Below are 22,741 nucleotides of genomic sequence, written 5' to 3'. Positions count from 1 at the left end.
TAACTCCGGGCTGAATTGAATTTTATTTCGCTAAACTTTGTAAATTAATTTCTCTTTGAAACTACCATATTGGTGAGCTTACAGTGTGAGATTAACTTGCCTTCAGTGTCACGAACTTCGATTTCCCAGAGATGTGTGCTTCTTCCCAAATGAATAGCTTTGGCGGTTGCTACGACTTTGCCTTCAGAAATGGAGCGCAAGTGATTGCAACTGATTTCAATGCCATACACTTGCTGAGTATTTCGATCGATGTGTAAAGCTGAAGCTGCACTACCTACGCTCTCTGCAAGAGCTGCGGTGGCACCACCGTGCAAAACCCCATATGGCTGATGGACTTGAGGGCCTACAGGCATTTCAGCTACCAAATAGTCTGGTCCTACATCCGTGTATTGAATGTGTAGTGTATCCATCAATGTAGTGCGTGAGCGCTCATTGAACTTGCGTAGCAATTCTTCCTTGCTGATCTCCATGTAATTGATTGATTTTTCTGTTCATTACATAAAACCAAAGCGGAGGAATGAGCGTAAGCAGCATCATTCCTGGGTATCCTGTGGGCATTTGTGGACTTTGGTCGTAGTGTTTTAAAATTTGATATTTACGGTAAGGATTTTCATGGTGATCGCTGTGTCTTGAGAGTTCAAAGAGCACGCTGCGGCCGATGATATGATCAGAGTTCCACGAGTGGGTTACGTTTACATCTTCATACCTGCGGTCGCTTACTTTTCTGCGGGTAAGTCCGTAATGTTCAATGTAATTTACAGTTTCGAGCAATAGAAATCCGGTAGTGGCAGAGAGGAGAAAAGCGAGTAATACAGTTTTGCCAAAAATTGCGTAAACACCTATTAAGAGTGCAGTCTGCACCAGCATGAGTATTAAAAAAAGATTGTGAACACTGAACACGGGCAGTTTCTTCCGTTGGAGTCGATTTTTTTCAATGTTGTACGCTGAAATAATGCCCTGGCTAACTGCCCGCAGCCAAAAGCTATATATCGGTTCGTTTAAGCGGGCAGAAGAGGGATCGTGCGGAGTGCCTACATTTTTGTGATGTCCGAAATTGTGCTCTATGAAAAAGTGTGCATAAAGCGAGGTGGAAAGAAGCCCCATGGCGATGCGCTGCATCCATTTTTCGACTCTATGGCCCAACTCATGTCCTACGTTAATTCCCATAACTCCAGTATGCACTCCGAAGGAAAGCGACCTGCCCCAAAATGTAAGCTGTGAAGGATCGACCGTTGCAATATTGAGCAAGAAATATCCAAAAAGGACGAATTGACTAGCTGCTGCAGCCAGAATAAAAAAATCAAAAAGCTTGTCTTTAGCTAAAATTGTTTCCTCGCTATCAGAAAAATTAGATGGGTCTGCCGGGAGTACTAATTCAAGTAAGGGCAAAATACCAAAGGCATACATCACTGTAGCAAAGGATAACCAACCATCTGACTGAAAAGCTAATATGGTAGAAAACGTGATAGTAAAAGAAAGCAGATAGCGATACTTTCTCATTGATTGTCTAATCCATCTACATCAATCATATACATTACCAATGTGCGCAAGTTCACGCTTATTGAGTAATTTTATTTTTCGGCCTTTGTTTTCAATGAGATTTTCGTCTTTGAATTCTGAGAGCAGTCGAATCACAGTTTCAGTAGCTGTACCCACCATGTTTGCAATTTCTTCGCGCGTTATGCTTACGTTCAGACATCCATCTTCATCAGTACCAAAGGAATTGTCGATAATCAGCAACACTTCGGCAAGTCGCTCGCGCACAGATTTTTGAGCGAGGTTAGTGATGATTTTACCTGCATCGCCAAGATCTTTACATGCTAACTTCATAAGGTCGAGCGTGAATGCAGGATTGCTCTGTATGAAGTGAAAGAGCACGTGTTTTGGAATAAAACAGGCATGTGTTTCATCCATTGCATATACAGAGGCACTAACGGGCTCACCGCTAAGTAACGAGCGGTATCCGATCAGATCCCCTTCTTTTCCAAAACGTATGATTTGCTCGCGTCCTTCAGCACCCATTCTGGTAATTTTCACTTTTCCTTTGTGAATGCAATACACGCCATTGTTGCGGCTGCCTTCTACCAGCAAGGTTTGGCCTTTTTTGAAGAAGGCACAACCTTTTTCGCGCTCTACATAGTCCAATTCTCCATTGTGCAAAGAACGCAGCTGTGAAATTTTGAATGTAACACAAGAGTTACATGACAGTGGAATGTCTGATTTCATGGTGTGCAATTTATCATGACAAATATAGTAAACTTTTATGACTTTTGGGATGTATTAATGAGTTTAGTCATACTTAAAAAAGCCATTTGATTAAACATTTGCAGCCAATCTAAAAACAATGGCTGAAACCTGTTTCCATTGTGGAGAACCTATTGATAAAGAGCGAGTTGAGTATGATGGGAAGGTATTTTGCTGTCATGGATGTAAGGAGGTGTACCACATTCTGAAAGAGAATGCCCTCGAAGACTTTTATAAACTGAATCCCTCTAGTGGAGTTAGCAAAAAAAAGAACGCACAAAGCAAAGATTTTTCTTTTTTAAATAATCCTGAAATAGCTGAAAAAATTCTACAATTTAGAGATGGAGGTATAGCAGTAGTGCGATGGAGTTTACCGCAGATTCACTGCAGCTCGTGCATATGGCTTCTTGAAAATCTGCCTAAGCTACAGAAAGGCATCATTTCGGTAATAGTCAATTTTCCGAAGGGAACCGCTCAAATCACTTTTCGAGAGGCTGATATTACGTTAGCCCAGGTAGCAGCTGTACTCGATCACATCGGGTATCCTCCTGCTCTTTCGCAAAGTAGCCTTACAGAGGCAAAGAAAGAAGAAAAATCCTATGATCGCACCTTGATTTATCAACTTGCCGTTGCCGGATTTGCCTTTGGCAATATTATGCTGCTTTCGATTCCGGAATATTTCGGAATGAATAACATAGGTGATGAAAATTTTGCTTACTACTTCCGATTTGTCAGTATAGCTCTTTCATTACCTGTTCTACTGTATTCTTCTCAAGAGTATTACAAAAGTGCATGGGCAGGCTTACGCAGCGGAGTCATCAACATCGATGTTCCGATAGTCTTGGGTATTTTTATTATCTTTTTCAGAAGTATTTACGAAGTTTTTGTACTTCATGAACCCGGCTTTTTCGATTCTTTAGCCGGATTGTTATTTTTCTTGCTTATCGGCAAATATTTTCAGCGTCGTACGTACGAGCGCATGTCGTTTGATAGAGATTATTCCTCCTACTTTCCAATTGCAGTTACCCGAATATTGACAGATGGATCAAAGGAACTAATACCTATAAGCAAAATAGCTAAAGATGATCTTTTATTGATTCACAGCGATGAGCTGATTCCTGTGGATGCCGAGCTAGTGGAAGGGCGGGCGTATATCGACAACTCTTTTGTCACTGGCGAGGCCATGCCAGTAACAAAAAATCCTGGTGAGAAAATTTATGCCGGCGGACGGCAAAAGGGTGAAAAGATTGTAGTCAAAGCTCTTAGGCCCCTCGACCAGAGCTATTTGACCAGCATTTGGAATCAGCCAACCCACCGAAAAGATGTTAAAATCATCAAAGACCTTACTGATAAAATCAGCAAGCGATTTACCATTTGGCTTCTAATTGTTGCAATACTTGGTTTTTTGGCATGGCTGCCATTTGATGCCAATACAGCTATCAATGTGCTAACAGCTGTACTCATTGTAGCCTGTCCTTGTGCCTTGGCTCTGGCAGCTCCCTTCGCTGAGAGCAATATGATGCTCCACTTAGGCCGAAATGGTTTGTATCTGAAAGACGCCCCAACGGTGGAGCAACTCGCCGACGTGCAGCATTATGTATTTGACAAAACCGGCACACTCACTGTAGCCTCTGATGGCGAAGCAACTTATCAAGGCATTCCTCTTACGGATGAAGAGCAAATACTAGTGCATGCACTTGTGTCAAACTCCCTTCATCCATTGAGTAGAATCCTAAGTAAAAAATTGCTTTCTGGAAGCGCTGAAATTACTGAATTTATAGAAGAAAAAGGTGCAGGTCTCACTGGAGTAGTGAATGGAACTAAATTGAAAATTGGAAGCCGTTCTTTTGTGCTACCTACTACCGAACAAAGCGAGGAGGAAGTGCAGAATTCTGAAGTACATATCGAAATCGACGGTCGCTATCGCGGTTTTTTTACTATTCAAAACAAATACCGCGAAAATCTCAAGGACTTGTTTGATGCTCTTAAGGACAAGCCTATCACCATACTCAGTGGCGACAATGATCGAGAATTACCAAATCTGAGGAAATTTCTCCCTGAGAAAGCTGAAATTCGCTTTTTTCAAAAACCGACCGATAAGCTTCAGTACATTGAAGATTTGGAATCAAAAGGTGTAAAAACCCTTATGGCTGGCGATGGGCTGAACGATGCCGGTGCCCTTATGCGCAGTCACATGGGCATTAGTGTGGCAGAAGATGTGTACACCTTTTCACCGGCTTGCGATGCCATACTCGAGGCTTCACATCTCTACAAGCTGCCGAAATATGTAGATGCAGCAAAATCGACTGTGAAAATAATTCAAGAAAGCTTTTTAATAAGCCTGCTGTACAACCTGGGGGGATTAAGCTTTGCCCTGGCAGGAGTGCTTGAGCCCATAGTATGCGCTATTTTGATGCCCATCAGTTCCATTACTGTGGTAGTGTACGTAGTTCTTCGCACACAGGCTGCAGCAAAACGCATATTTAATTCATCTGACAATCAACTCGACATTTTTTCATACCAGCCGGTTACAAAAGAAGCTCACCTGGAGGAAGTTCGATAGGAGATTGATCCTTGCGAAAAATTCGGGCAGTAATAGAGCCTCTTAGCTCTACCTTATTACCTTCGATTCGAAGCCAACTGCCTTCGCGTAAGCCAACAACAGGCTGTGTATTAAAATGATGAAACTCCAAAATGCGCTGCTCGCGGGTCTCGCCCATATGGGTGCTGTCTGGAACAGGATCGAGGTAATGCGGATTGATGTTGAAGGGGACGAAACCAAATGCTTCAAAAGTAGGTGGATATACAATAGGCATATCGTTGGTAGTGCCGATGGTTAATCCAGCAACATTAGAGCCGGCACTGCTGCCCATGTAGGGTGTTCCGCTGCGCACAGCAGTGGCTATTGGTTCAAAATGTCCGGTTTCTTTTAGCGTTTTCAACAGCACAAAAGTGTTTCCGCCACCGATAAAAATTCCGTCAGCTTTGGGTAATTCCAAAGAAACATTTTTCAGCGTATGAATACCTAAAACCTCTATGTTTAAAGGCTCGAAACCCTTGCGCGCAATTTCAGTATATGCATCCCAACCGATTCCTCCCGGTCGTGCATACGGAACAAACACAATTTGCTCAGCACCTTTAAAAAAATCTCTTAGTTCCTCGATCAAATATTCTAAATACCCTTGACCATATAATCGAGAAGTGCTGGCTAATAAAAGTTTCATCACTAGAATTCCTTTTCTATTGCCCAAACTTACTGCAATCCTACAAAGTGTTTTTACTTGAAAAAAGAAAGAATACAATTTAATGAAATTTCTTGATTTTCAATTCGGAAAAAGTTTATTTTTGAAATAACTTTAGTGTAATAACCTGAGTAGTTATGCGAAATACAATACTTGTGTGCTTTTTTTCGGTTCAACTTGTATCTGCACAATCAGGCACATTTTTTCATTCGTTCCAGGCTCATTTTGGTGGAATGAATTATTATCGCATTTCGGATATGATTTATGAAAATTCTGATTCTTACCTGTATGTATTTAATGAAAAATTTACAGTAAGGTATCAAGAGATAAATCCCCTCTTAGTCATCTATGATAAAAAGGGAATTTACAAAGAATCCTACTGGATCGATGAGAGTGGTGTAAACAAATATTCAAATCTCAATTATGCACTTCCTATTGATATAGAAAAGCGAGATTTTTTAATGGCTTTTACTATTTACAAAAAATATATTTTCAGGAGAAAATTTGATAGCATCGGAGGACTTTTATGGGAATATAACTATCCATATTCAGTGGGAACACTTTTTATCAGTGATAAGATTTACGATGATAAAGTAAAAATTATTTATTTGAATAATCAAAAACAACTTTTGCTCACAACTGTGCGCGTAAGCGATGGAAAAATGGATACAATAGGAGACCTTTTCGATTCTTATCTATCTGTACACAAAAGTATGTTTAAGCAAATTTATAATTTCTTTGAAAACGATACTTATTTAATTATTCAATTTACCCGATATGACGGTGCTGAGTATGTGCTTTGCATCAATAAGACAAACCAGACATCTCAGATTTTTCCGAGTAACGATTACGGCAATTTAGTGTTGAGTTCTGATGATGCTACTTTATTATTTATGAAACAGGATGATGTCAATCCTCATGCATTAACTATCATCAATTTATCTATGAATTCTGTCAAAACAGTTGATTACAAAAAAATTGATTCGACAACTAAATACGTGGTGATTACCAGATACGATCGAGAAGACAAACTTTTTGAAATTAAGTTTTCAAACAGAGGAAGATACACGCATTATTTCGACCATTTGGTTTATATGGATACCACTGGTAATGTTATAAAAAAATATTCGTATGATATAACAGTTGATCCATATCAGTATTCGGTAAATAGTTTGGCTATGAAAAAATTGAAATTAGAACCTGGTTTTATAGGAGTAATGTATGTTGGTGGAACAAATCAAATTTTTAAAACCGATAGCTGTGGACAAATCTTTGCAGATGTACCTGGTTTTAAATATACATTTACACAACCAACCTGCGGAAAATTTGTGTCTGAATCGGATACTTCTAATACAGACAATGGATGGCAATTTTCAGTATTTCCCAACCCGAATAATGGTAATTTTACCCTTATAACACCCGATATTGGTCTTATTGACATTTTATCACCCACTGGTCAAGTAATTAAAAGTTATGAGATTTTAGAAAAAATGAATGAATTTCATGTAAGTAATCTTAGTGTAGGACTTTACTTTCTCAGATACACTACCCCCAAAGGAAAAGTCCATGTAAAGAAATTCGTGATTTATTAATGTTTTTTAATTAAATCACCTCTGTTGCGGCTCTTTGTAATCGGTCGTTTATAGCTGGTCCTAATCCTTTGTCAGGTGCCTTTTCCGCTACGATTAGGTCTATCTCTGACATTTCGTCGAGCTCTCTTAAAAAATAAAACAGATTAGCTGCTGCTTCGGCATCTGATCCATTGGGCGAAAGTATGCGCTGTATCGGATGCTGTTTGATAGGCGTGCGGTAACGAAGAAATGCTATGTTATTTTTATTGTGGTAATAGCTAAATACACTTTTTTGATCAGTAAGTATGAGCTTTTTGCGAGGGGCATAATGGCTCGATAACATTCCTGGCGCCTTCGGATTGTCTGTAGAATGTGATAGTACATCGGGCTGATATCCTAAAGCTTCAGCGATTTTTTCTACTGAAATACCACCTTTGCGTAGGATACGTGCTGGGGTCACAGTACAATCTACTATGGTGCTTTCAAGTCCTATCTGGCAACGACCACCGTCGAGAATATATGGTACCTGATCGCCCAGCTGCCGAGCTACATGTTCAGCTGTGACCGGACTGATGTAGCCAAACGGATTGGCACTGGGTGCCGCAAGCGGTAGATTACACAACCGCAACAGTTGTTGGGCCATAGGATGTGCCGGCATGCGAATACCAACGGTACTGAGCCCTGATGTGACTATGTCGGGCACTGCATCCGACTTTTCGACGACAAGAGTAAGAGGTCCAGGCCAAAATCTATTGGCTAACACATAGAAACTCTCTGAAAGAGAGGACTTTGACAAAAGCTCAATTTGACTGAGATCAAAGATGTGAACTATGAGAGGATCAAATGTCGGCCGTTTTTTAATGGCGAAGATTTTAGCTACAGCTTGTGCATTTAGTGCATTACCTGCTAGACCGTACACCGTCTCGGTAGGCATGCCGATCACTTCGCCAGCTTGCAAAAGTGCTGCAGCTTTTTGAATATCCGTCCCGATCATTAGCGAATTCTATCGGCTGAACGCACTTTTTCCTCGTCTCTTAAGATAGCCTTATTGGCCAATGCTACCAATACGATGAAAACAAGGGGCATCCACATTCCGATATTCGAAACGTGAGCCAAGGTTTTCTGAACAGTGAGAAACGTGTATAGCATTTTGACAACAGCAATCATAGCCGTGAGGATAGCAATACGGCCAATGAAAACTTGAAGTTTCCGTTTTTTAAAAAGAAAAATGGATAAAAAAGCATCGATTGTGCTAATTAGAATTAAAATAAAAAAAAGCATGTCGTCTTTTGCATATACTACTTTTGAATCAGTTGCTGTCATAATTGGCAAGCCGCTCATCAACAGTATATTAGCTAAAACAGCAAGAGAAAGATAAACAGTTTGAATGCGTTGCCACATGTTTAAAATGAATTTTGTGCAAAGGTGCAGCAGATTTTTTTTGAAAATCGAAGTGGGGTTGTATTATTGCAGCATCTTTTGTGGAAGAATATTTCTTTAAACTTTCTTAATCTATTGACCCTCATTGGTCCTTAAGTGCTTTTTACCTTTCTTAACAAGATTTAAAATCTATCCAAATACATGACATTTACGGAAGATCGCCTTCAAGAGCTCAAACTAGTTGAATTGCAAGAAATAGCGGCTGCCATTGACATTCCAAAGTTTCGTTATTTGCGCAAGCCCGAATTGATTAAGGCCATACTCAGCAAGCAGAATGAATTTGAACGAACGACGATGGCCGAAACGGCTGAGACTACTGATATTGACAACGTCGAAACACAAACCACACAACCCGAAAAGAGACCAAGACGAGGCCGAAAAAGCCAGCTTGTAAAAGACCTGGAAGCAGAGCAGTTGGTAATGTCGGGAGTATTTGATCCTGAACCGGAGATACAGGCACCTGAGCTTCCTCTTTTTAGCGAGATTGTAGCTAAACCTGAAGAAACCGAAACTGTTACCCAAATTCTGCAGCCCACTGAAGACGGAACTGAGAAAGAGCTTTCAAATTCAAATTCCTTTATAGATCCCTCTACATCAAACGAATTACCTACGTCTACTCAACAACAACAGCCTAATGTAGAAGCCAGACGACAGCCTGATCAGCGCCCTCAGTACAGGCATGAGCGGCAAACTTTAGGTACAACGGAATACGACTTCGACGGCATCGTACAACACGAAGGCGTGCTGGAAATAATGAACGACGGATACGGCTTTTTGCGCTCCAGCGATTTTAATTACCTAAATTCACCTGACGACGTATATGTGTCTCAATCACAGATTCGCAGCTATGGTTTAAAAACCGGCGACACGATTTTGGGCTATGTAAAGCCGCCAAGAGAAGGAGAGAAATACTTCCCCTTGGTGAAAATCGAAGAAATCAATGGCCGTAAGCCTGACTATGTTCGCGATCGAGTATCCTTTGAGCATCTTACGCCTCTTTTTCCGACCGAAAAATTTAACCTCACCGGAAAAAATGCTACGCTCAGCACCCGCATTATTGATCTCTTTTCACCTATAGGCAAAGGTCAACGTGGACTAATTGTAGCGCAGCCTAAAACAGGTAAAACTACCTTGTTAAAGGAAATAGCAAACGTAATAGCAGCCAATCACCCAGAGTGTTACCTCATCATCTTACTCATCGATGAGCGACCCGAAGAAGTAACCGATATGGCGCGATCTGTAAATGCAGAAGTGATTTCCTCAACCTTCGACGAGCCGGCCGAGCGCCACACTAAAGTGGCTAACATAGTGCTTGAGAAGGCAAAGCGCATGGTAGAATGCGGCCACGATGTTGTGATTCTGCTCGACTCAATTACACGTCTGGCGCGCGCCTACAATACCGTTCAACCAGCTAGTGGCAAAGTACTCTCAGGTGGTGTTGATGCCCACGCATTGCACAAGCCCAAGCGCTTTTTCGGAGCAGCCCGCAACATTGAAAATGGAGGGTCGCTTACCATCATTGCCACAGCGCTGATCGATACTGGCTCTAAGATGGATGAGGTGATTTATGAAGAATTTAAAGGAACCGGAAACATGGAGATGCAGCTTGACCGCCGTATCGCCAATCGTCGAATATGGCCAGCCATCGACCTGATGGCCAGTGGCACGCGTCGTGAAGACCTGCTCCTTGAAAAAGATGTGCTTCAGCGCATGTGGATCCTGCGTCGTCATTTGAGCGATATGACACCAGTTGAGGCTATGGAATTTCTCCATGATCGCATTAGCCGCACTAAAGACAATGAGGAATTTCTCATCAGCATGAACAGTTGATTTTACACTAAAAGCACCTTAACATTTTTATAAACAAAAAATCCCGGCCTCAGACCGGGATTTTTAATTGAATAGCATATTTTAATTAGAAACTTCAAGCATTTTGGTTCTGCTTACTTCGCGTACGAAATAGTATTTTTTTCCATTAATGGTAGCCCCTTGTATTTTATATGGGAGCACTTGTACCAATTGTAAACCCGTGCCTACATCTTTCATATCATCAGCACTAAATTCACAAGAGGTTGCATTTCCAGGTCTGGTTTTTACTTTTCCTCCTATCTGAAACATAACTGAATCTGCACCTGTCACTGAAGCAACGTTAATAGTGCAACCGCTCTTTGACAAGGTTCCGGTTGTAGTAATTTGTCCGACTGTGGGCATCGATCCCGATATCGTGTGATTAAAGGCTTGTACTGCACTGCTGCCAGATACAGACCACTGAATCTGAGATCCATATTCGATACCGGTAGGGTTAGAGGCCGTCTGTTCATAAAAGTAATAGTTTTCCATTGCACCTGTTTGCTTTTTGAGTTTGTGGGTACCATCAACAGTTACTTCACCGGCATCCTGAAATTTGCCATTGGCATCCAGAAAATAGGCCGCAGCACCTCCAAATTCAATTTCTATATTTCCAACAGGAGTGCTTTGAGTATTAAAGAGCTTAAGATTTACCAATACTCCATTTGCGTCTGATGGCGTAGGTGTAGGGGTCGAATTCTGTTGCTGATCCGGATTTTCATTTTTATCATCCTTTTCGCAGCTCATGGCTTGTGTGAGCAGTAGTAAAATCAGCATTGCGCTTAAAAATTGAATTTTAGTTTTCATACTAATTTAATTTGAATTCAAATTTTTGATAAATACAAGCTATTAAAAAATAATACATATGTTGTAAAATAATGATAAAAAATTGAATATTAGATAATTAAATAAATTACATCATTTGTATTAGATAATGAAAATTTAGATTATAAAATTTTTGTCGAACAAAAATCACAAAAACATGAAAAATTCAGTACTTTCTCTGGTATTCGTAGCCAGCATAATCGCAGCTACCAGTTTACCATCGTCGGCTCAATATGCAGCCGGAGACAAACTCTTAAATGTAGGTGTAGGACTTGGCGCTTTTACATCTGGTAAATCTACCCTTCCACCGTTAAGTGTATCATATGAACATGGATTTACTGATAAGATATCTGCCGGCGGTATTCTGGGATATTCGGGCAGCACTTTCGATGGAGGATTTTACAAGGTAAATTACTCTTATATTATTGTAGGTGCAAGAGGTTCATACCATTTTTACCTGAACGACAATATTGATGCTTATGGAGGGGTTACTCTTGGTTATAATATTGTCAGTTCAAAGCTCGATCCCGACCCCGGTTTTCCGGTGGCTACTTCGAGTAGTGGCTTATTGTACGGATTTCACTTGGGTGGTAGGTACTACTTTACCGAAAAGTTAGGCGCATTTGCCGAACTCGGTTACGGTATTGCCTGGATTACTGTTGGATTAGCAGTTAAACTTTAGCACTTAAATCAACAAAAGGAATAAAGTTTAGATATTGGAAATATTAACAGGATTTGTAAAAAGCAAAAAGACCCTATGTATCAGACACATAGGGTCTTTTAATTTTTAAGCTATAACCTTTCAAGCAGCTAGAACCTTTGCCTTTGAAAGATCATCGATAGCGATGTTATACACCACTAGTCCAAATCCAATTTTATTTATAGCATCGGCTATGTTATAGAATAAATCAACAGCACTAGGCTGCCAGCCAAATGCGATATTGAGCCAGCCACCAGGCATACACATGTATCCAATTGGATAGATAGCCCAACCAACTAAAATAAACCATGATAATGTGCGGATACCTCTTATAATAGTGGGATTGTTCGTTTTTTCGGCCAGCTGTTTTACTTCGCCCATCCAGGCCAAGTATAAAATGTAAACGTATCCTAAGGTTGAAAGCACTCCATAAGTAACGGAATGACTTGTACTTCCTCCTTCCGGATTAAAGGCCTCGCCAATATATCCAAATACAAGCATCCATACGGCAGCGATGATTAATCGCCACATAAGTCCTTTAGTAGCTCCAGCTGGTTTGGTCAATAAATAAAATTCTACACACATCAGAGGTACAGTAAGTGTCCAATCGATGTAGCGCAAGGCTGTTGGATTGCTTCCCGTGCTGGCGTAGTAATCGCGCATGTAGTAGTAGTGTACGGCAGCAATACCAGTGATCAATCCAGATACCAGCAGCGAAGTTTTCCACTTCTCTGGTACTCTCGAACGCTCAAAAAAGAAAAAGACCGAAGCGGCAAACATTGACATGTAGCCGGTAAAGAAAGTGAAAGCCACCGGATCATCTACCGGAATGGTGACGACATCAAGTAAATTTGTTTTCATAATGTTTAACGTTTTATATGCAAACATTAAACATAAAAAATACTAAAAAAGTTTACTTGGGTAAAATAATTTCAATTGATAATTTTTAGAATATTGATATATAGATGATAAAATCAAATTTGCCACAATAAATAAGCTTAAATACTTTTATTCGGCTGTCGATGTTGTTTAATTATGAATGTCGATGTTGTTTAATTATGAATATTATATTTTTAAACAAAAAAAGCACCTGAAAATTCAGATGCTCTTCAATAGAGTGCCATACTGAAACGCCTTCGCCAGACTTTTGTCAGTTCATGTTGTTCACCTAAATGATGGAAAATGGCAATACAGGCTTTACGGGCCAACTCGTCGTGGGCGTGTTTGTCATACATTATGCTATCGACCAACTTACGGAGTGCCCCTTCAATGTCGTTTGATCTTAAGTGTGCAGCAGCTTCACTGAGCATATCGTCTACTTTTGTTTTTCCTTCGGGATTAAAAGTCATTAGACGTGCCAGTGCCTCAATGTCTTGTACCAGATCAGTATGAGCCCCCAGGTCTTTCCATTCACGTAAATGGTTTAATGCTTTCTGAGGTTCATGCCAAACTACAGATCTCAACCATAAAATTCTAGCTTCCTGATGTGACGGAAAGCGTGAAATAAATTCTTCCAAAAGTTTTTTGCCTTCTTGTTCGTTTACTGAACTTAAGCGCTGTGATAGAGCAGTCCATTCTTTTTTTTCGGGCGTGGGGATAAGTGATTCGATCCAGCGCTTTAGTTCGTGTTTTGGCAGTGCGCCTACCTGCTCGCCAATTACCTGACGATTGTAAAACATTTTCATCGTTGGGATACCCTGAATGTGGTATTTGTGCATAAACTCAGGCTGCTCGTCGGTATTCACCTTCACCAGCTGCCAAAGACCATTGGCTTCTCGGGCTAATTCTTCGATAATTGGCCCTAAGAATCGGCAAGGTCCACACCAAGGTGCCCAAAAGTCTACTAATACAGGTACTTGCTCACTTTTTTTCAGTATATCTACCTCTTCGTTCACCATAATTTGAAGCAACTTTTTTTGGGGTGCAAAGTTCAAAAAATCACTCTCTATTGAGATGTAATATACATCACTGGTAACTATTGTAAGAAATTTTGTATTTTTTCTTTAATTTGTTCTTGTTTTTTGATTTTATAGAAAATTAAATGGAGACAATAAAATTATAAAAAAAATCTACTTGTTTTTGTAAAACAATGAAATAGACGATTTTATATAAATTTTTATTCCTAAAAAAGATCAGTTGCCTGTGCAAGTAGTATTCCAAAATGCAAGTATCCTGTTTTCTATCCTTGAGTTATAAGGGAAAAATTTGTGAGACGCTTTATTTCTGTAATCAACTCTATCAATAATTTTATTAATCATAGAAAGCTCAAATAGAGCGATTTCGAGTGCATTGAAAAATGTTTTAACGATATTCAAATAAAATCTGAAACTGTTTCAACAGGTTTTGTTTTCAATCTTTGTTTTAGTTGTAAAATTTGATCAATCAATTCGCTTACAATCAACATACCATAACCTATGAAAATTTTTAAATTTTTCTTTTGTGTTCTACTGAGTTCACAGGTATTCGGTCAAACGATTGTTGATCTCTCGCCAGGGGCTGCTACCATTGGTACTACTACTACGGTGATAATCAGGGGCATTAATTCCAACTTTAAAAACGGGCAAACAGTTGCAGATTTTGGAGAAGGAATTTTGGTGCAAAACCCAATCAATGTACAAACGCCTACTATGGCAGCTGCTGTAATCACAGTACTTCAGACAGCAGCACCTGGTTTCAGAAATGTAACTGTGACCACTGGCAGCGAGGTAATTACTAAACCTAATGGTTTTGAGGTATTTACAATATCAGGAAATTTCAAGGCATTGCTTGAGATAGTCCCTTATGAAACCTACAACGCTGCTGATTTTGACGTAACCAATATTTCCAGCTTACCTATACTCTTTTTTGTTAACTTAATAAATGATAACCAAAGCAGGGAAGTAAACATCGAGGTATCACTTTCCACTCAAAACTATGGAAAAGTAGCCACGCTATCGGTCAAAAAAAATCTTCAACCCAATCAACAAGAACGAATTAGCAACCGAAATTTTGAAAAAATCACAATTAGTGGTAGCCAAGGTAGTGGGGGGTATGCTTTTGCTGATGAGGTTCGTCGATTAGGTCAATTCCCCCCGGACAATTATGAAGTAGAACTGGTTGTAAAAGACAAAGACGGTTCTGTAATATCTACAGACAAAGGCAACTCCGTGGTTTCAAATCCATTTTTTAATCCTGAACTGATCGCTCCGGGTAATGAATTTTGGATGAATCCAGCCATTATTTATACAGAATTTCCTCTTTTTCAGTGGTTTGGACAGAATGAACGCTATGATTTTGTCCTTTATAAAGTATTACCTGGCCAAACTGCCGAAGAAGTGGTTAGAAACATCCATGTATTTAAACAAGAAAATATTACCGGTAACAGCTTTCAATATCCAGCATATGCCGAGCAGCTTATAGACGGTCAGGTATATGCCTGGCAAATAACAGGTAAAGTAATTACCTCAAGAGGTGTAATTCAATTACCAAGTCAAGTCTTTCGATTTATCTATCAAAAGCCAGCCGATCAAACAGGTAGGGGGCGTCGTGTGGCGCGTATTGAGGTGGTCCCCTCACAAGCACAAATTCCAGCAGGCAGCCAGTTTCAGTTTGCCGTTAACATGTTTGATCAAGACAATTTACCCATTGGAAATCGACAACCACAATGGCGAGTAGTGCCTGCAAATATGGGTACTATCAATATAAACGGTGTTTTTACTGCTGGTATCAATAATGGTACAGCTGCCGTGATAGCGATGGACAGTGGCTTACAAGACTTCGCCACAGTTACAATTACCGGTGGTGCCGTATCTGGCGGAGGAGGACGCATACCCGACTGGAAGGTCGAATTACTCATGAAACAACTCTTTGGAATTCAAAACAGATAAGCAGTAAGCTCTTAAAAAAACCACAGCCTATGAAAAACTTTTTCAACTTCCTGGCGATATACCTGAGCGTATTATCATTTGTAACCAGCGTCTGCGCACAAGATAAACCTGCACAAGGGCAAGGCAACAATCCTAATGTGATTCAGCCTTTTGGAGTGCCAAAAAACCAAATTTTACTTGTGAGCAAACAAACCGGGCAGGCCACAACCCTTAACGGTCAATTCAAAAAACAAACAGACCAGTTTGAAAACGGAAAAGTAACCCTTAGAACAGAAGGACCTGTTACTATTCAGGTAAATCCATCTCAGGCCTCATTGAGCGACCCTGGCTCCATAGAGCTCAGTATCGGCACAAACCAGACCATAACCTGGCAAGGTACTTTGAGTGCAAAAGTAGCTGATGCTCCTGAGCCCGGGTTTTCTACCCCGGCCAAAATCACCGGAACTTATCAAATCGAATATGCCAAAACCCTGCAGCCCGGTGAATTTGCTGATTCTACATGGACAACCGTTGACGAAAACGGCAACACGCGCTATCACGGTCTCATACGCCAATCGGGTATGGAAGAAATGAATCTGACTGTGGTGAGCATGAAGGTGGATTTGCCCGAAATTTTGTGTTTGGGTGCTGCAGGATCAAAAGTGATCAATGCTGCACAGGCAGTTTATCCCCAAAATTTTCCTGGAGCCAATTATCGATGGAGGGCTCTTCATCCAAAAGTGCGGATAACCAATGCCCAAACTCTGACACCAACCATTACCTTGCTTGATACTTCTATCAAGAATGCACAAGTAGAACTCGAATACAGCATCGGAAATGTGAGTTATACCTACCGAAGTATAGTGAACAATTGTGAATGTCTTTGTACACCCATTGCCGGAAGCGTACTTGTCGGTCCTATAGAAATCGCAGTAAATGTGAATCCCATGACACCTGTACCAGATGCCAATGGACATTGTACCTATCAGGCTAATAATGCTGCAATGAGGCTAAAAATGGATGAAATGGGAGGAGTTGTACGTATGGCTGAGGTACAAGGTGTGACAGTCGGCATCAAAAGAGTTTGCGATACGCGTGCTGTGATCGGAGGGGTACTTTCCTGGGAAGGTAATGCAGAAGTGCCGGCATTGGAGTTTCAGTTGCCTACAGGCCAAAAAGTCAAAGCATTAGACTTGGCATTGAAAAAGTTTGCCTTAGAAGTAGATATCAACGGCAATCTGAAAGGCTCAGTACAGGTCAAGGCTACCAATCCCGAAGACAGAGACCTCTCAGCCGGCCGTGGAGTCATTCTTCTCAGAAAAGGAACAAATTCAACAGTTACCTTCAATTTTTCCAATACAAATTCTTTTACGGGTACCTGGAACTGGAGCGGAATTCAGGGCATTGCCATCGACATTGTTAAAAAAGATGGAAATAAGGATAAAGTAATTGCTGACTTTAAGGGCGACTTTTCAAATCAAGGAGTGTTGAAAGGCACTTTAAAAGCTAAACCAAATGCCAGGTACAAGACCAATGCCTTTACTGTATCACTTGATGAATTAAGTTTAGGACTTGAAGCCAGTATACCTGATGGCACCTTTCACTTGACCAATGGAAGTGGGAAAGCCACTGTTTCTGATCTGAAAGCTGTAAAAGGAACTTTTGTGCTTGTGCTGAACTTTCCTCAAGGGGGAGGTTGCAATGCAGAAGTACAAGCCAATAAGGTAAAAGCATTTTCGATGGATCTGGATGAGCTAAATGTAAATGCTGATTTTGATAGGTATTTTGACCTGACCAAAATTCAGGGCTCTTTAAAAGCAAAACATTCAAAATTCAATGCCAAAATCACTGTGGCAACCTTCTTAGTGGAAGAGGGTGGCCTTAAAGAATTTAACTGTAACGGAAAGGTTAAATATTCAAAATTTTCATTTGATCTGAACAAAGCTGAATACAAAGACGAAATACTAAAAATCAACGCAAGTGTTGAACTCAGTGCCACTGGAGTAAAAGCTGCGGCCAATATTCGGGATTTTACCATTGACCAGGCTGGCGAAATTGCCGTGGGCGGGGTATCAGGGCGTCTTAAACGAGGCTTCTGCGAACTCGAGGTAGATATGACCTTTAAAAACAATGGCTTTAAAGGCTCATTCAGAGGCGAGTTTGCTAAAATTGGCCTTGACGGATCACTGGACTACGGAGTTGTAGATGAGCCGGAGGAGTACCACTATGTTTACTTCAGTGTAGCAGCAAAAACACCTGGAATTCCTATAGGAAACACTGGGTTAAAACTCACACAAGTAGGAGGATCTGTGGGATATAATTACTCCTTTACAGGAATCGATGGACCGGGTCAGCCGCAGAAAGATACCTATTTGATAGGAATACTAGCCGGTATAAGCGATGTGGCTGAAATGTGTGAGGTGGTTGGCAAAATCGAATTAGCACTTACCACCGAAAACGCAACTGTTACTATAAAAGGTAATGTAAAAGTACTGAAAAATACACCCTATTTTAAAGGTGAAGTGGTAGCAGCTTATGCTATACCAGCTAATACCATAAGTGGCCACGTAGGGGCTGATTTAAATTTTCCAACAAATGGATCAATCCTTCAATCAAAGAATTTAAAAATTCATTACTTTTTCGGAAACAACCAGTTTAAAGCCAATGGAAACAACATGGGTGGTGATATGTTTGGTGGTTTGGTGAAACTTCACAACGGATATTTTAATCTGCAGGGCAATCTCGATGACGTTAACAGTTTTACAGGTAGTATCGGTGGCAAATTGACCTCTGAGTTTAATTACAGAGATTCATGGCTTAAGGGAGTGGTTACCTTTACAGCAAGACTCCAGCTGAACTCGCACGCAGATATGAACCTTGACATAAATGGTTTAAGTGGTAGTTTTGGTATTTATGTTCAAGGAATTGCGCAGGTTAGGGTAGAAACCTTCTTTTACGATTTTAATACAGGAGCCTCAGCTGAAGTGTGGGGAGATGCTTCGTACATGAACAACACCCTGACTGTTTCCGGAAGAGCAAGAATTACCTTGCCGGCAAGCATTCCTGGCTATGGAAACCAGATCGAAAGTCCAAATATTTCATTTTCTATTTAAAGAGCTTGACATGAAACAGTTGATTTTGCTCCTAATATTTTGCAAGAGCTTGATTTTGAGTGCACAAAATGAATCTTTCGTGCTTACAGCTGGGAGCCCCGATGGGCTACGCTGGTCATTTTTCTGGATGCCAAAAACAGTTCCAGCCAATTTAAACGGATTTATTTTAAAAAAACGCCGTGAAAAAGAGCGTCAATGGTCTGTTGTGGCAGGTCCAATATCGTTTGAACTTTCTTCAGCTAAGTCGTATGAAAATTTAGGTTTGACAAATGAAACGCTTTTGTCTTTTCGTGAAGAAATCGATTCGCTCTTTCAATCAGGCAAATTAAAGCAGATAGATAATTCTAAACTTGTAAGTGAGCTGCAAGATTCTGAAAAGTTACAGGAATTTAAATTTGGAATAAGCATTAACTACAATGTGGCAAGGGCAGCAGGTCTGGGTTGCGACGATTCAGATGTACAAATGGGCATAGCATACGAATACGGTCTGTTTCTGATGATTAATCAGAAGGAACAGAGTAGACCTGTTGCAACCTTTCGCCTCGTTGGCGGAGAAAAGTTTTTTTTCAATCGAATTTATGACTTTAATGTGCGACTGTTTACGAACAAAAGAAACGTGCAGTTGCTCTGGCGTGCCGATCAGCAAACTCTTAACCTTTTTGCACACAGAGGTTTTAATGTCTATCGGCGCAATGGTGATGAGTGGATCAAAATCAACCCAACACCTGTGATCCAACGTAATCCTGATGGATTTTACTCGGTTTACGATAGCAGCGCATCTCCCACAGAGGTCAATGAATATTCCATTCGCCTGATTTCCTTTTTTAATTTCGAAGACAGCGAAAACTTTTTTAAATACGATCCAAACGAGATCATTGAAACCTATGAAAAACCTGAAATACTTCAAATCATCGGGAATCTGTCTTATGACCAAGGTATTCTGCTAAATTTTAAAATAGCTGAAAGTGTTCAACGTCATATCGATCGCTTTGAAATATGGCGGGCATTGCCTCCTGGCCCTTTTACCAAGATAGGGGTGATCTCTGATCCAAATACCTATTCTTATAACGACAAAGGGCCATTAATACCGAAAGAATACTACGCATATCGGATCAAAGCAGTGTATAAAGACCAAACAGAGATCTCAAGCGACGAGGTAATGTTTTATTACTTGCCTAAAATCGTCCCACCACGCCCTAAAAATTTAAGAGCTACGGTGCGTACCCAAAACATGCGCACTTTCATTACACTCGAGTGGGAAAAGGGAAATCAACAAGACACCATTACTCAGGAATTTTACATATACGCATCTCACCCTCTGTCAAACGACCTTCGGTGGATCAATTTTGAAGAAGCAATTCGCGAAACCCGCTTCGTCTATGAAGTGCCTATGGATCAGGGAGCAACTTATCGCTTTTGTGTATCGTCTTTAGGTAAGTACATGTACGAAAGCGAACCAAGTGATACCATTACAGTAAAAGTGGCCTCGAAAGTGCTCCCGGTACCGATTATAAAGCGCTGGGAAGTAGACTCAAATACAGCCATGATTTATTGGGAATATCCAGATGTGTCTGATTTAAAGGGGTTTCGGATCTATCGCGATGGCATGCTAATCATTACAGAAAATGATTTATCCGCTGATAGGCGGTCATTTTACACAGGCCCAATGCGCTATTTTAGTCAGTACCGGTTTGAAATCGAAGCAATTAGTCACGACGGCATGGCGAGCATGCGATCTGTACCCGTTGAGATAGTAACAGAGAAGAAGAAAAAACAAGTTTCATCCAACTAACTGAGAATCGTTCATGCCGGCATCATGTAATTTATTGGCTTTTTGTCAGGTGCTATTTTGGGCAATTTTTGTTATTACCTCAATGAATGCTCAGGAGTTGAGATACCAAATTCTTGCACCCGAGCCTGAGGGGGTAGTGCCGGCAGAAAACCTGTTTGTGTCCATAATGCTGGATGACCAAAGAACTTTTGTACCCGGGAAAGTGCGCATTTTTCTAAATAAGAAACCCATCTATCCGGAAATAAAAATTCAACAACATACTTTGTCTTTTATTCACTACGAGCTCCTTCGCAATGGAAGAAACTATTTGAGGATTTTTTTTAAAGTACAAGGTTTATCTGGGTGGCAAGAGGTGGAGTGGCATTTTTTTGTAAATGAACGAACACCTGAGAATGCTAAGGAAGGCCAACGTAATAAAGAGTACTCATTTGGAGGCACAATATCTTTTGACAACAGAGAGCAGTTTCTTACAGGACCGGGCGCAGCGCTCAGGCAAGAACCACCTTTTACCCGCACGCTTACTGCCAATACGCGTTTGGTGCTCGATAGAGTAACGATACCCTTTCAAATGTTTGCTACCAGCGATAATCGACCTTTTCTTCAGAGCAGAAATTTTTTTCAAACTGGCTTACAAACCTCCTGGTTTGAAGCTTTGGTAGGAGATCTAAATCCGGCGTTTGACCGACTGGTGCTCTCAGGTGTGCGCATTACGGGCTTCAGCACTCATGTGAAGGTTGGGGGCTCAGGCCTGCACATAGTGCATGGCCAACTGAATAGACCCGTAGAAGGCCGGCTGGAGCGATGGGACGAAAAATTTGGGACAATTCCGCAGAATATGATAAACGATTCTCAATTGGTGGTGCCAGGCACTTACCAGAGGAATTTGACTGCCGTACGAATGTATGTAGGCAACAAAAAGAAAACTTGGATGCTGGCTTTGCAAGGTCTCAAAGCAAAAGACGATACTTCTTCAATTCAATATGGATTGGCTCCTAAAGACAATCTGGTAGGTGGTGCTGAATTTCAGGCCCGCCTCTTTCGTCGAAGGGTTCTCCTTCAATCAGGTATTTCACTCAGCGCCATAACCAACGATATTTCACTCGGGGTTTTATCAAACCAGGAACTCGATACCAATTACAATGTAAAACTTCCCTTCGATCCATCAGCATTTCAGCGGATTTTTGTAATAAATTCATCTACTAAGCCTACACAAATTTCCACAGATTTTGTCAGTTATTTTATTAACATTAATTGGAGTACAAGCTGGCACCAAATGACGGCTGATTACAGCCGTATTGGTCCACAGTATTTTTCTCTCAGCAATCCCTTTTTGAGAAACAATACAGATAATTTGCTCTTTCAAGAGCGATTGTTTTTGTTCAAGAAAAAACTCACCATCACAGGCATATATCAAGCTTATACAAATAATCTGAACAACGCCCTGCTTTCAACTTTAAAAACAGAAAACTATGGTGCTGGTGTACAAGTAAATATTTCGGCAAAATATCCGACTATTTTTTTTCAGTACAACCGACAAAGCCGTTTGAGTACAAGAAGTGTAATACCTGGTGCTGAGGTTGATGATTATCTCACAATGTTCAATGGCATCATTTCCTACAATGTACAGCGGGGCAGGTGGAATACAACGTTCAGACTAAGTGGATTTTTAAATGAAAGAACAGACCGTATTCGCCCTGGTTCGAGCAACACGTTTTACAATGTAATGATCGGCCTGGGCGAGCGATTCGGGAGCAGAACTTACCTGTCCTTGGATTTTGGTAAAACATTGCTATACAGTAATGTACAAGAAAAATTGAGTGATGTGAACGCTTTTAATGTAAACCTTTTGTACGACCTTATAGAAAACAAACTGCAGGTAAGTGCATCGGCGGGTAATAATCGATCGCTTTCATCGGCATGGAACTTACCACAGATTCGCAATTCGTTCATTATGAGAGTGAGATATGTGGTAGTTAAAGGGCTTACAATCGATCTGGAGGGTGGATGGCAGCCCTTTGAAGACCGAAACACACCCATTAACAATTATCAGGATGGCTACGCATATGCCCGGGTAAGCTATGACTTCTTTGTGTCGAACAGGTCGTTGGCCCGCTGACATAT

The 22,741-nt window shown here is 40.7% G+C and carries 17 protein-coding genes; 8 read left to right on the top strand and 9 right to left on the bottom strand.

Translation table 11 applies throughout. The annotated features are described in order from the left end of the window. Positions 1 to 44: 44 nt before the first annotated feature. The 3 genes from EIP89_RS03300 to EIP89_RS03290 are packed head-to-tail and all read right to left on the bottom strand — an operon-like array spanning position 45 to position 2,226. Complete coding sequence (locus EIP89_RS03300) at positions 45 to 470, bottom strand: PaaI family thioesterase (protein WP_124397229.1); 426 nt, start codon at positions 468 to 470, stop codon at positions 45 to 47. Then, entirely contained in the window at positions 430 to 1,500 is a 1,071-nt protein-coding gene (locus EIP89_RS03295; RefSeq protein ID WP_124397228.1) for an alkane 1-monooxygenase, read from the bottom strand. The genes EIP89_RS03300 and EIP89_RS03295 overlap by 41 nt, the downstream gene beginning before the upstream one ends. A 21-nt stretch (positions 1,501 to 1,521) precedes the next feature. Beyond that, positions 1,522 to 2,226, bottom strand: coding sequence for a Crp/Fnr family transcriptional regulator (locus EIP89_RS03290; RefSeq protein WP_124397227.1), 705 nt, complete (start codon positions 2,224 to 2,226; stop codon positions 1,522 to 1,524). Positions 2,227 to 2,344: 118 nt separating this feature from the next. Here EIP89_RS03290 and EIP89_RS03285 point away from each other — a divergent pair, with 118 nt between their 5' ends. After that, positions 2,345 to 4,807, top strand: coding sequence for a heavy metal translocating P-type ATPase (locus EIP89_RS03285; RefSeq protein WP_124397226.1), 2,463 nt, complete (start codon positions 2,345 to 2,347; stop codon positions 4,805 to 4,807). Here EIP89_RS03285 and pepE read toward each other — a convergent pair. Then, positions 4,773 to 5,468 (bottom strand): dipeptidase PepE, encoded by a 696-nt coding sequence (pepE, locus tag EIP89_RS03280; RefSeq protein ID WP_307718666.1) that lies wholly within the window; start codon positions 5,466 to 5,468, stop codon positions 4,773 to 4,775. The genes EIP89_RS03285 and pepE overlap by 35 nt on opposite strands. Positions 5,469 to 5,623: 155 nt before the next feature. On the opposite strand from pepE, the gene EIP89_RS03275 reads away from it, so the two are divergent. After that, positions 5,624 to 7,078 carry a T9SS type A sorting domain-containing protein gene (locus EIP89_RS03275; RefSeq protein ID WP_124397224.1) on the top strand — a complete coding sequence of 485 codons (1,455 nt, stop codon included), beginning with the start codon at positions 5,624 to 5,626 and terminating at the stop codon, positions 7,076 to 7,078. A 10-nt stretch (positions 7,079 to 7,088) separates the two neighbouring features. On the opposite strand, the gene EIP89_RS03270 is transcribed toward EIP89_RS03275, so the two are convergent. Together EIP89_RS03270 and EIP89_RS03265 are read right to left on the bottom strand one after the other, a co-directional pair. Then, positions 7,089 to 8,051, bottom strand: a complete 963-nt coding sequence (locus EIP89_RS03270; RefSeq protein WP_124397223.1) for an L-threonylcarbamoyladenylate synthase — start codon at positions 8,049 to 8,051, stop codon at positions 7,089 to 7,091. Continuing rightward, positions 8,051 to 8,458 carry a DUF4293 domain-containing protein gene (locus EIP89_RS03265; RefSeq protein WP_124397222.1) on the bottom strand — a complete coding sequence of 136 codons (408 nt, stop codon included), beginning with the start codon at positions 8,456 to 8,458 and terminating at the stop codon, positions 8,051 to 8,053. The genes EIP89_RS03270 and EIP89_RS03265 overlap by 1 nt, the downstream gene beginning before the upstream one ends. 180 nt (positions 8,459 to 8,638) lie before the next feature. On the opposite strand from EIP89_RS03265, the gene rho reads away from it, so the two are divergent. Further along, entirely contained in the window at positions 8,639 to 10,327 is a 1,689-nt protein-coding gene (rho, locus tag EIP89_RS03260) for a transcription termination factor Rho (protein ID WP_124397221.1), read from the top strand. An 81-nt stretch (positions 10,328 to 10,408) separates the two neighbouring features. On the opposite strand, the gene EIP89_RS03255 is transcribed toward rho, so the two are convergent. Beyond that, positions 10,409 to 11,152 (bottom strand): hypothetical protein, encoded by a 744-nt coding sequence (locus EIP89_RS03255; RefSeq protein ID WP_124397220.1) that lies wholly within the window; start codon positions 11,150 to 11,152, stop codon positions 10,409 to 10,411. A 175-nt stretch (positions 11,153 to 11,327) separates the two neighbouring features. Here EIP89_RS03255 and EIP89_RS03250 point away from each other — a divergent pair, with 175 nt between their 5' ends. Further along, positions 11,328 to 11,852 carry a putative outer membrane beta-barrel protein gene (locus EIP89_RS03250; protein ID WP_124397219.1) on the top strand — a complete coding sequence of 175 codons (525 nt, stop codon included), beginning with the start codon at positions 11,328 to 11,330 and terminating at the stop codon, positions 11,850 to 11,852. Between the two features lie 120 nt (positions 11,853 to 11,972). Here the strand turns inward: EIP89_RS03250 and EIP89_RS03245 are convergent, their stop codons facing one another. Next, complete coding sequence (locus tag EIP89_RS03245; RefSeq protein WP_124397218.1) at positions 11,973 to 12,731, bottom strand: bacteriorhodopsin-like; 759 nt, start codon at positions 12,729 to 12,731, stop codon at positions 11,973 to 11,975. Positions 12,732 to 12,979: 248 nt separating this feature from the next. Further along, the gene (trxA, locus tag EIP89_RS11715; protein WP_124397217.1) at positions 12,980 to 13,768 is read right to left on the bottom strand and encodes a thioredoxin; all 789 of its coding nucleotides are present in this window, start codon (positions 13,766 to 13,768) and stop codon (positions 12,980 to 12,982) included. Positions 13,769 to 14,284: 516 nt separating this feature from the next. Between trxA and EIP89_RS03235 the strand changes: the two genes are divergently transcribed. The 4 genes from EIP89_RS03235 to EIP89_RS03220 all read left to right on the top strand — a co-directional run bounded on the left by EIP89_RS03235 (position 14,285) and on the right by EIP89_RS03220 (position 22,736). Next, positions 14,285 to 15,736: a hypothetical protein gene (locus tag EIP89_RS03235; protein WP_124397216.1), complete on the top strand. Its 1,452-nt coding sequence runs from the start codon at positions 14,285 to 14,287 to the stop codon at positions 15,734 to 15,736. Positions 15,737 to 15,765: 29 nt separating this feature from the next. Beyond that, positions 15,766 to 18,828: a hypothetical protein gene (locus tag EIP89_RS03230; RefSeq protein WP_124397215.1), complete on the top strand. Its 3,063-nt coding sequence runs from the start codon at positions 15,766 to 15,768 to the stop codon at positions 18,826 to 18,828. 79 nt (positions 18,829 to 18,907) lie between these two features. Further along, the gene (locus EIP89_RS03225) at positions 18,908 to 20,620 is read left to right on the top strand and encodes a fibronectin type III domain-containing protein (protein ID WP_124397214.1); all 1,713 of its coding nucleotides are present in this window, start codon (positions 18,908 to 18,910) and stop codon (positions 20,618 to 20,620) included. Between the two features lie 82 nt (positions 20,621 to 20,702). Further along, positions 20,703 to 22,736 carry a hypothetical protein gene (locus tag EIP89_RS03220; protein ID WP_124397213.1) on the top strand — a complete coding sequence of 678 codons (2,034 nt, stop codon included), beginning with the start codon at positions 20,703 to 20,705 and terminating at the stop codon, positions 22,734 to 22,736. Positions 22,737 to 22,741 lie beyond the last annotated feature (5 nt).

The organism is Thermaurantimonas aggregans, from assembly GCF_003851885.1.
Lineage (GTDB): Bacteria > Bacteroidota > Bacteroidia > Flavobacteriales > Schleiferiaceae > Thermaurantimonas > Thermaurantimonas aggregans.
The sequence above is the reverse complement of the archived record's forward strand: the minus strand, read 5'-3'. Positions and strand labels throughout refer to the sequence as shown.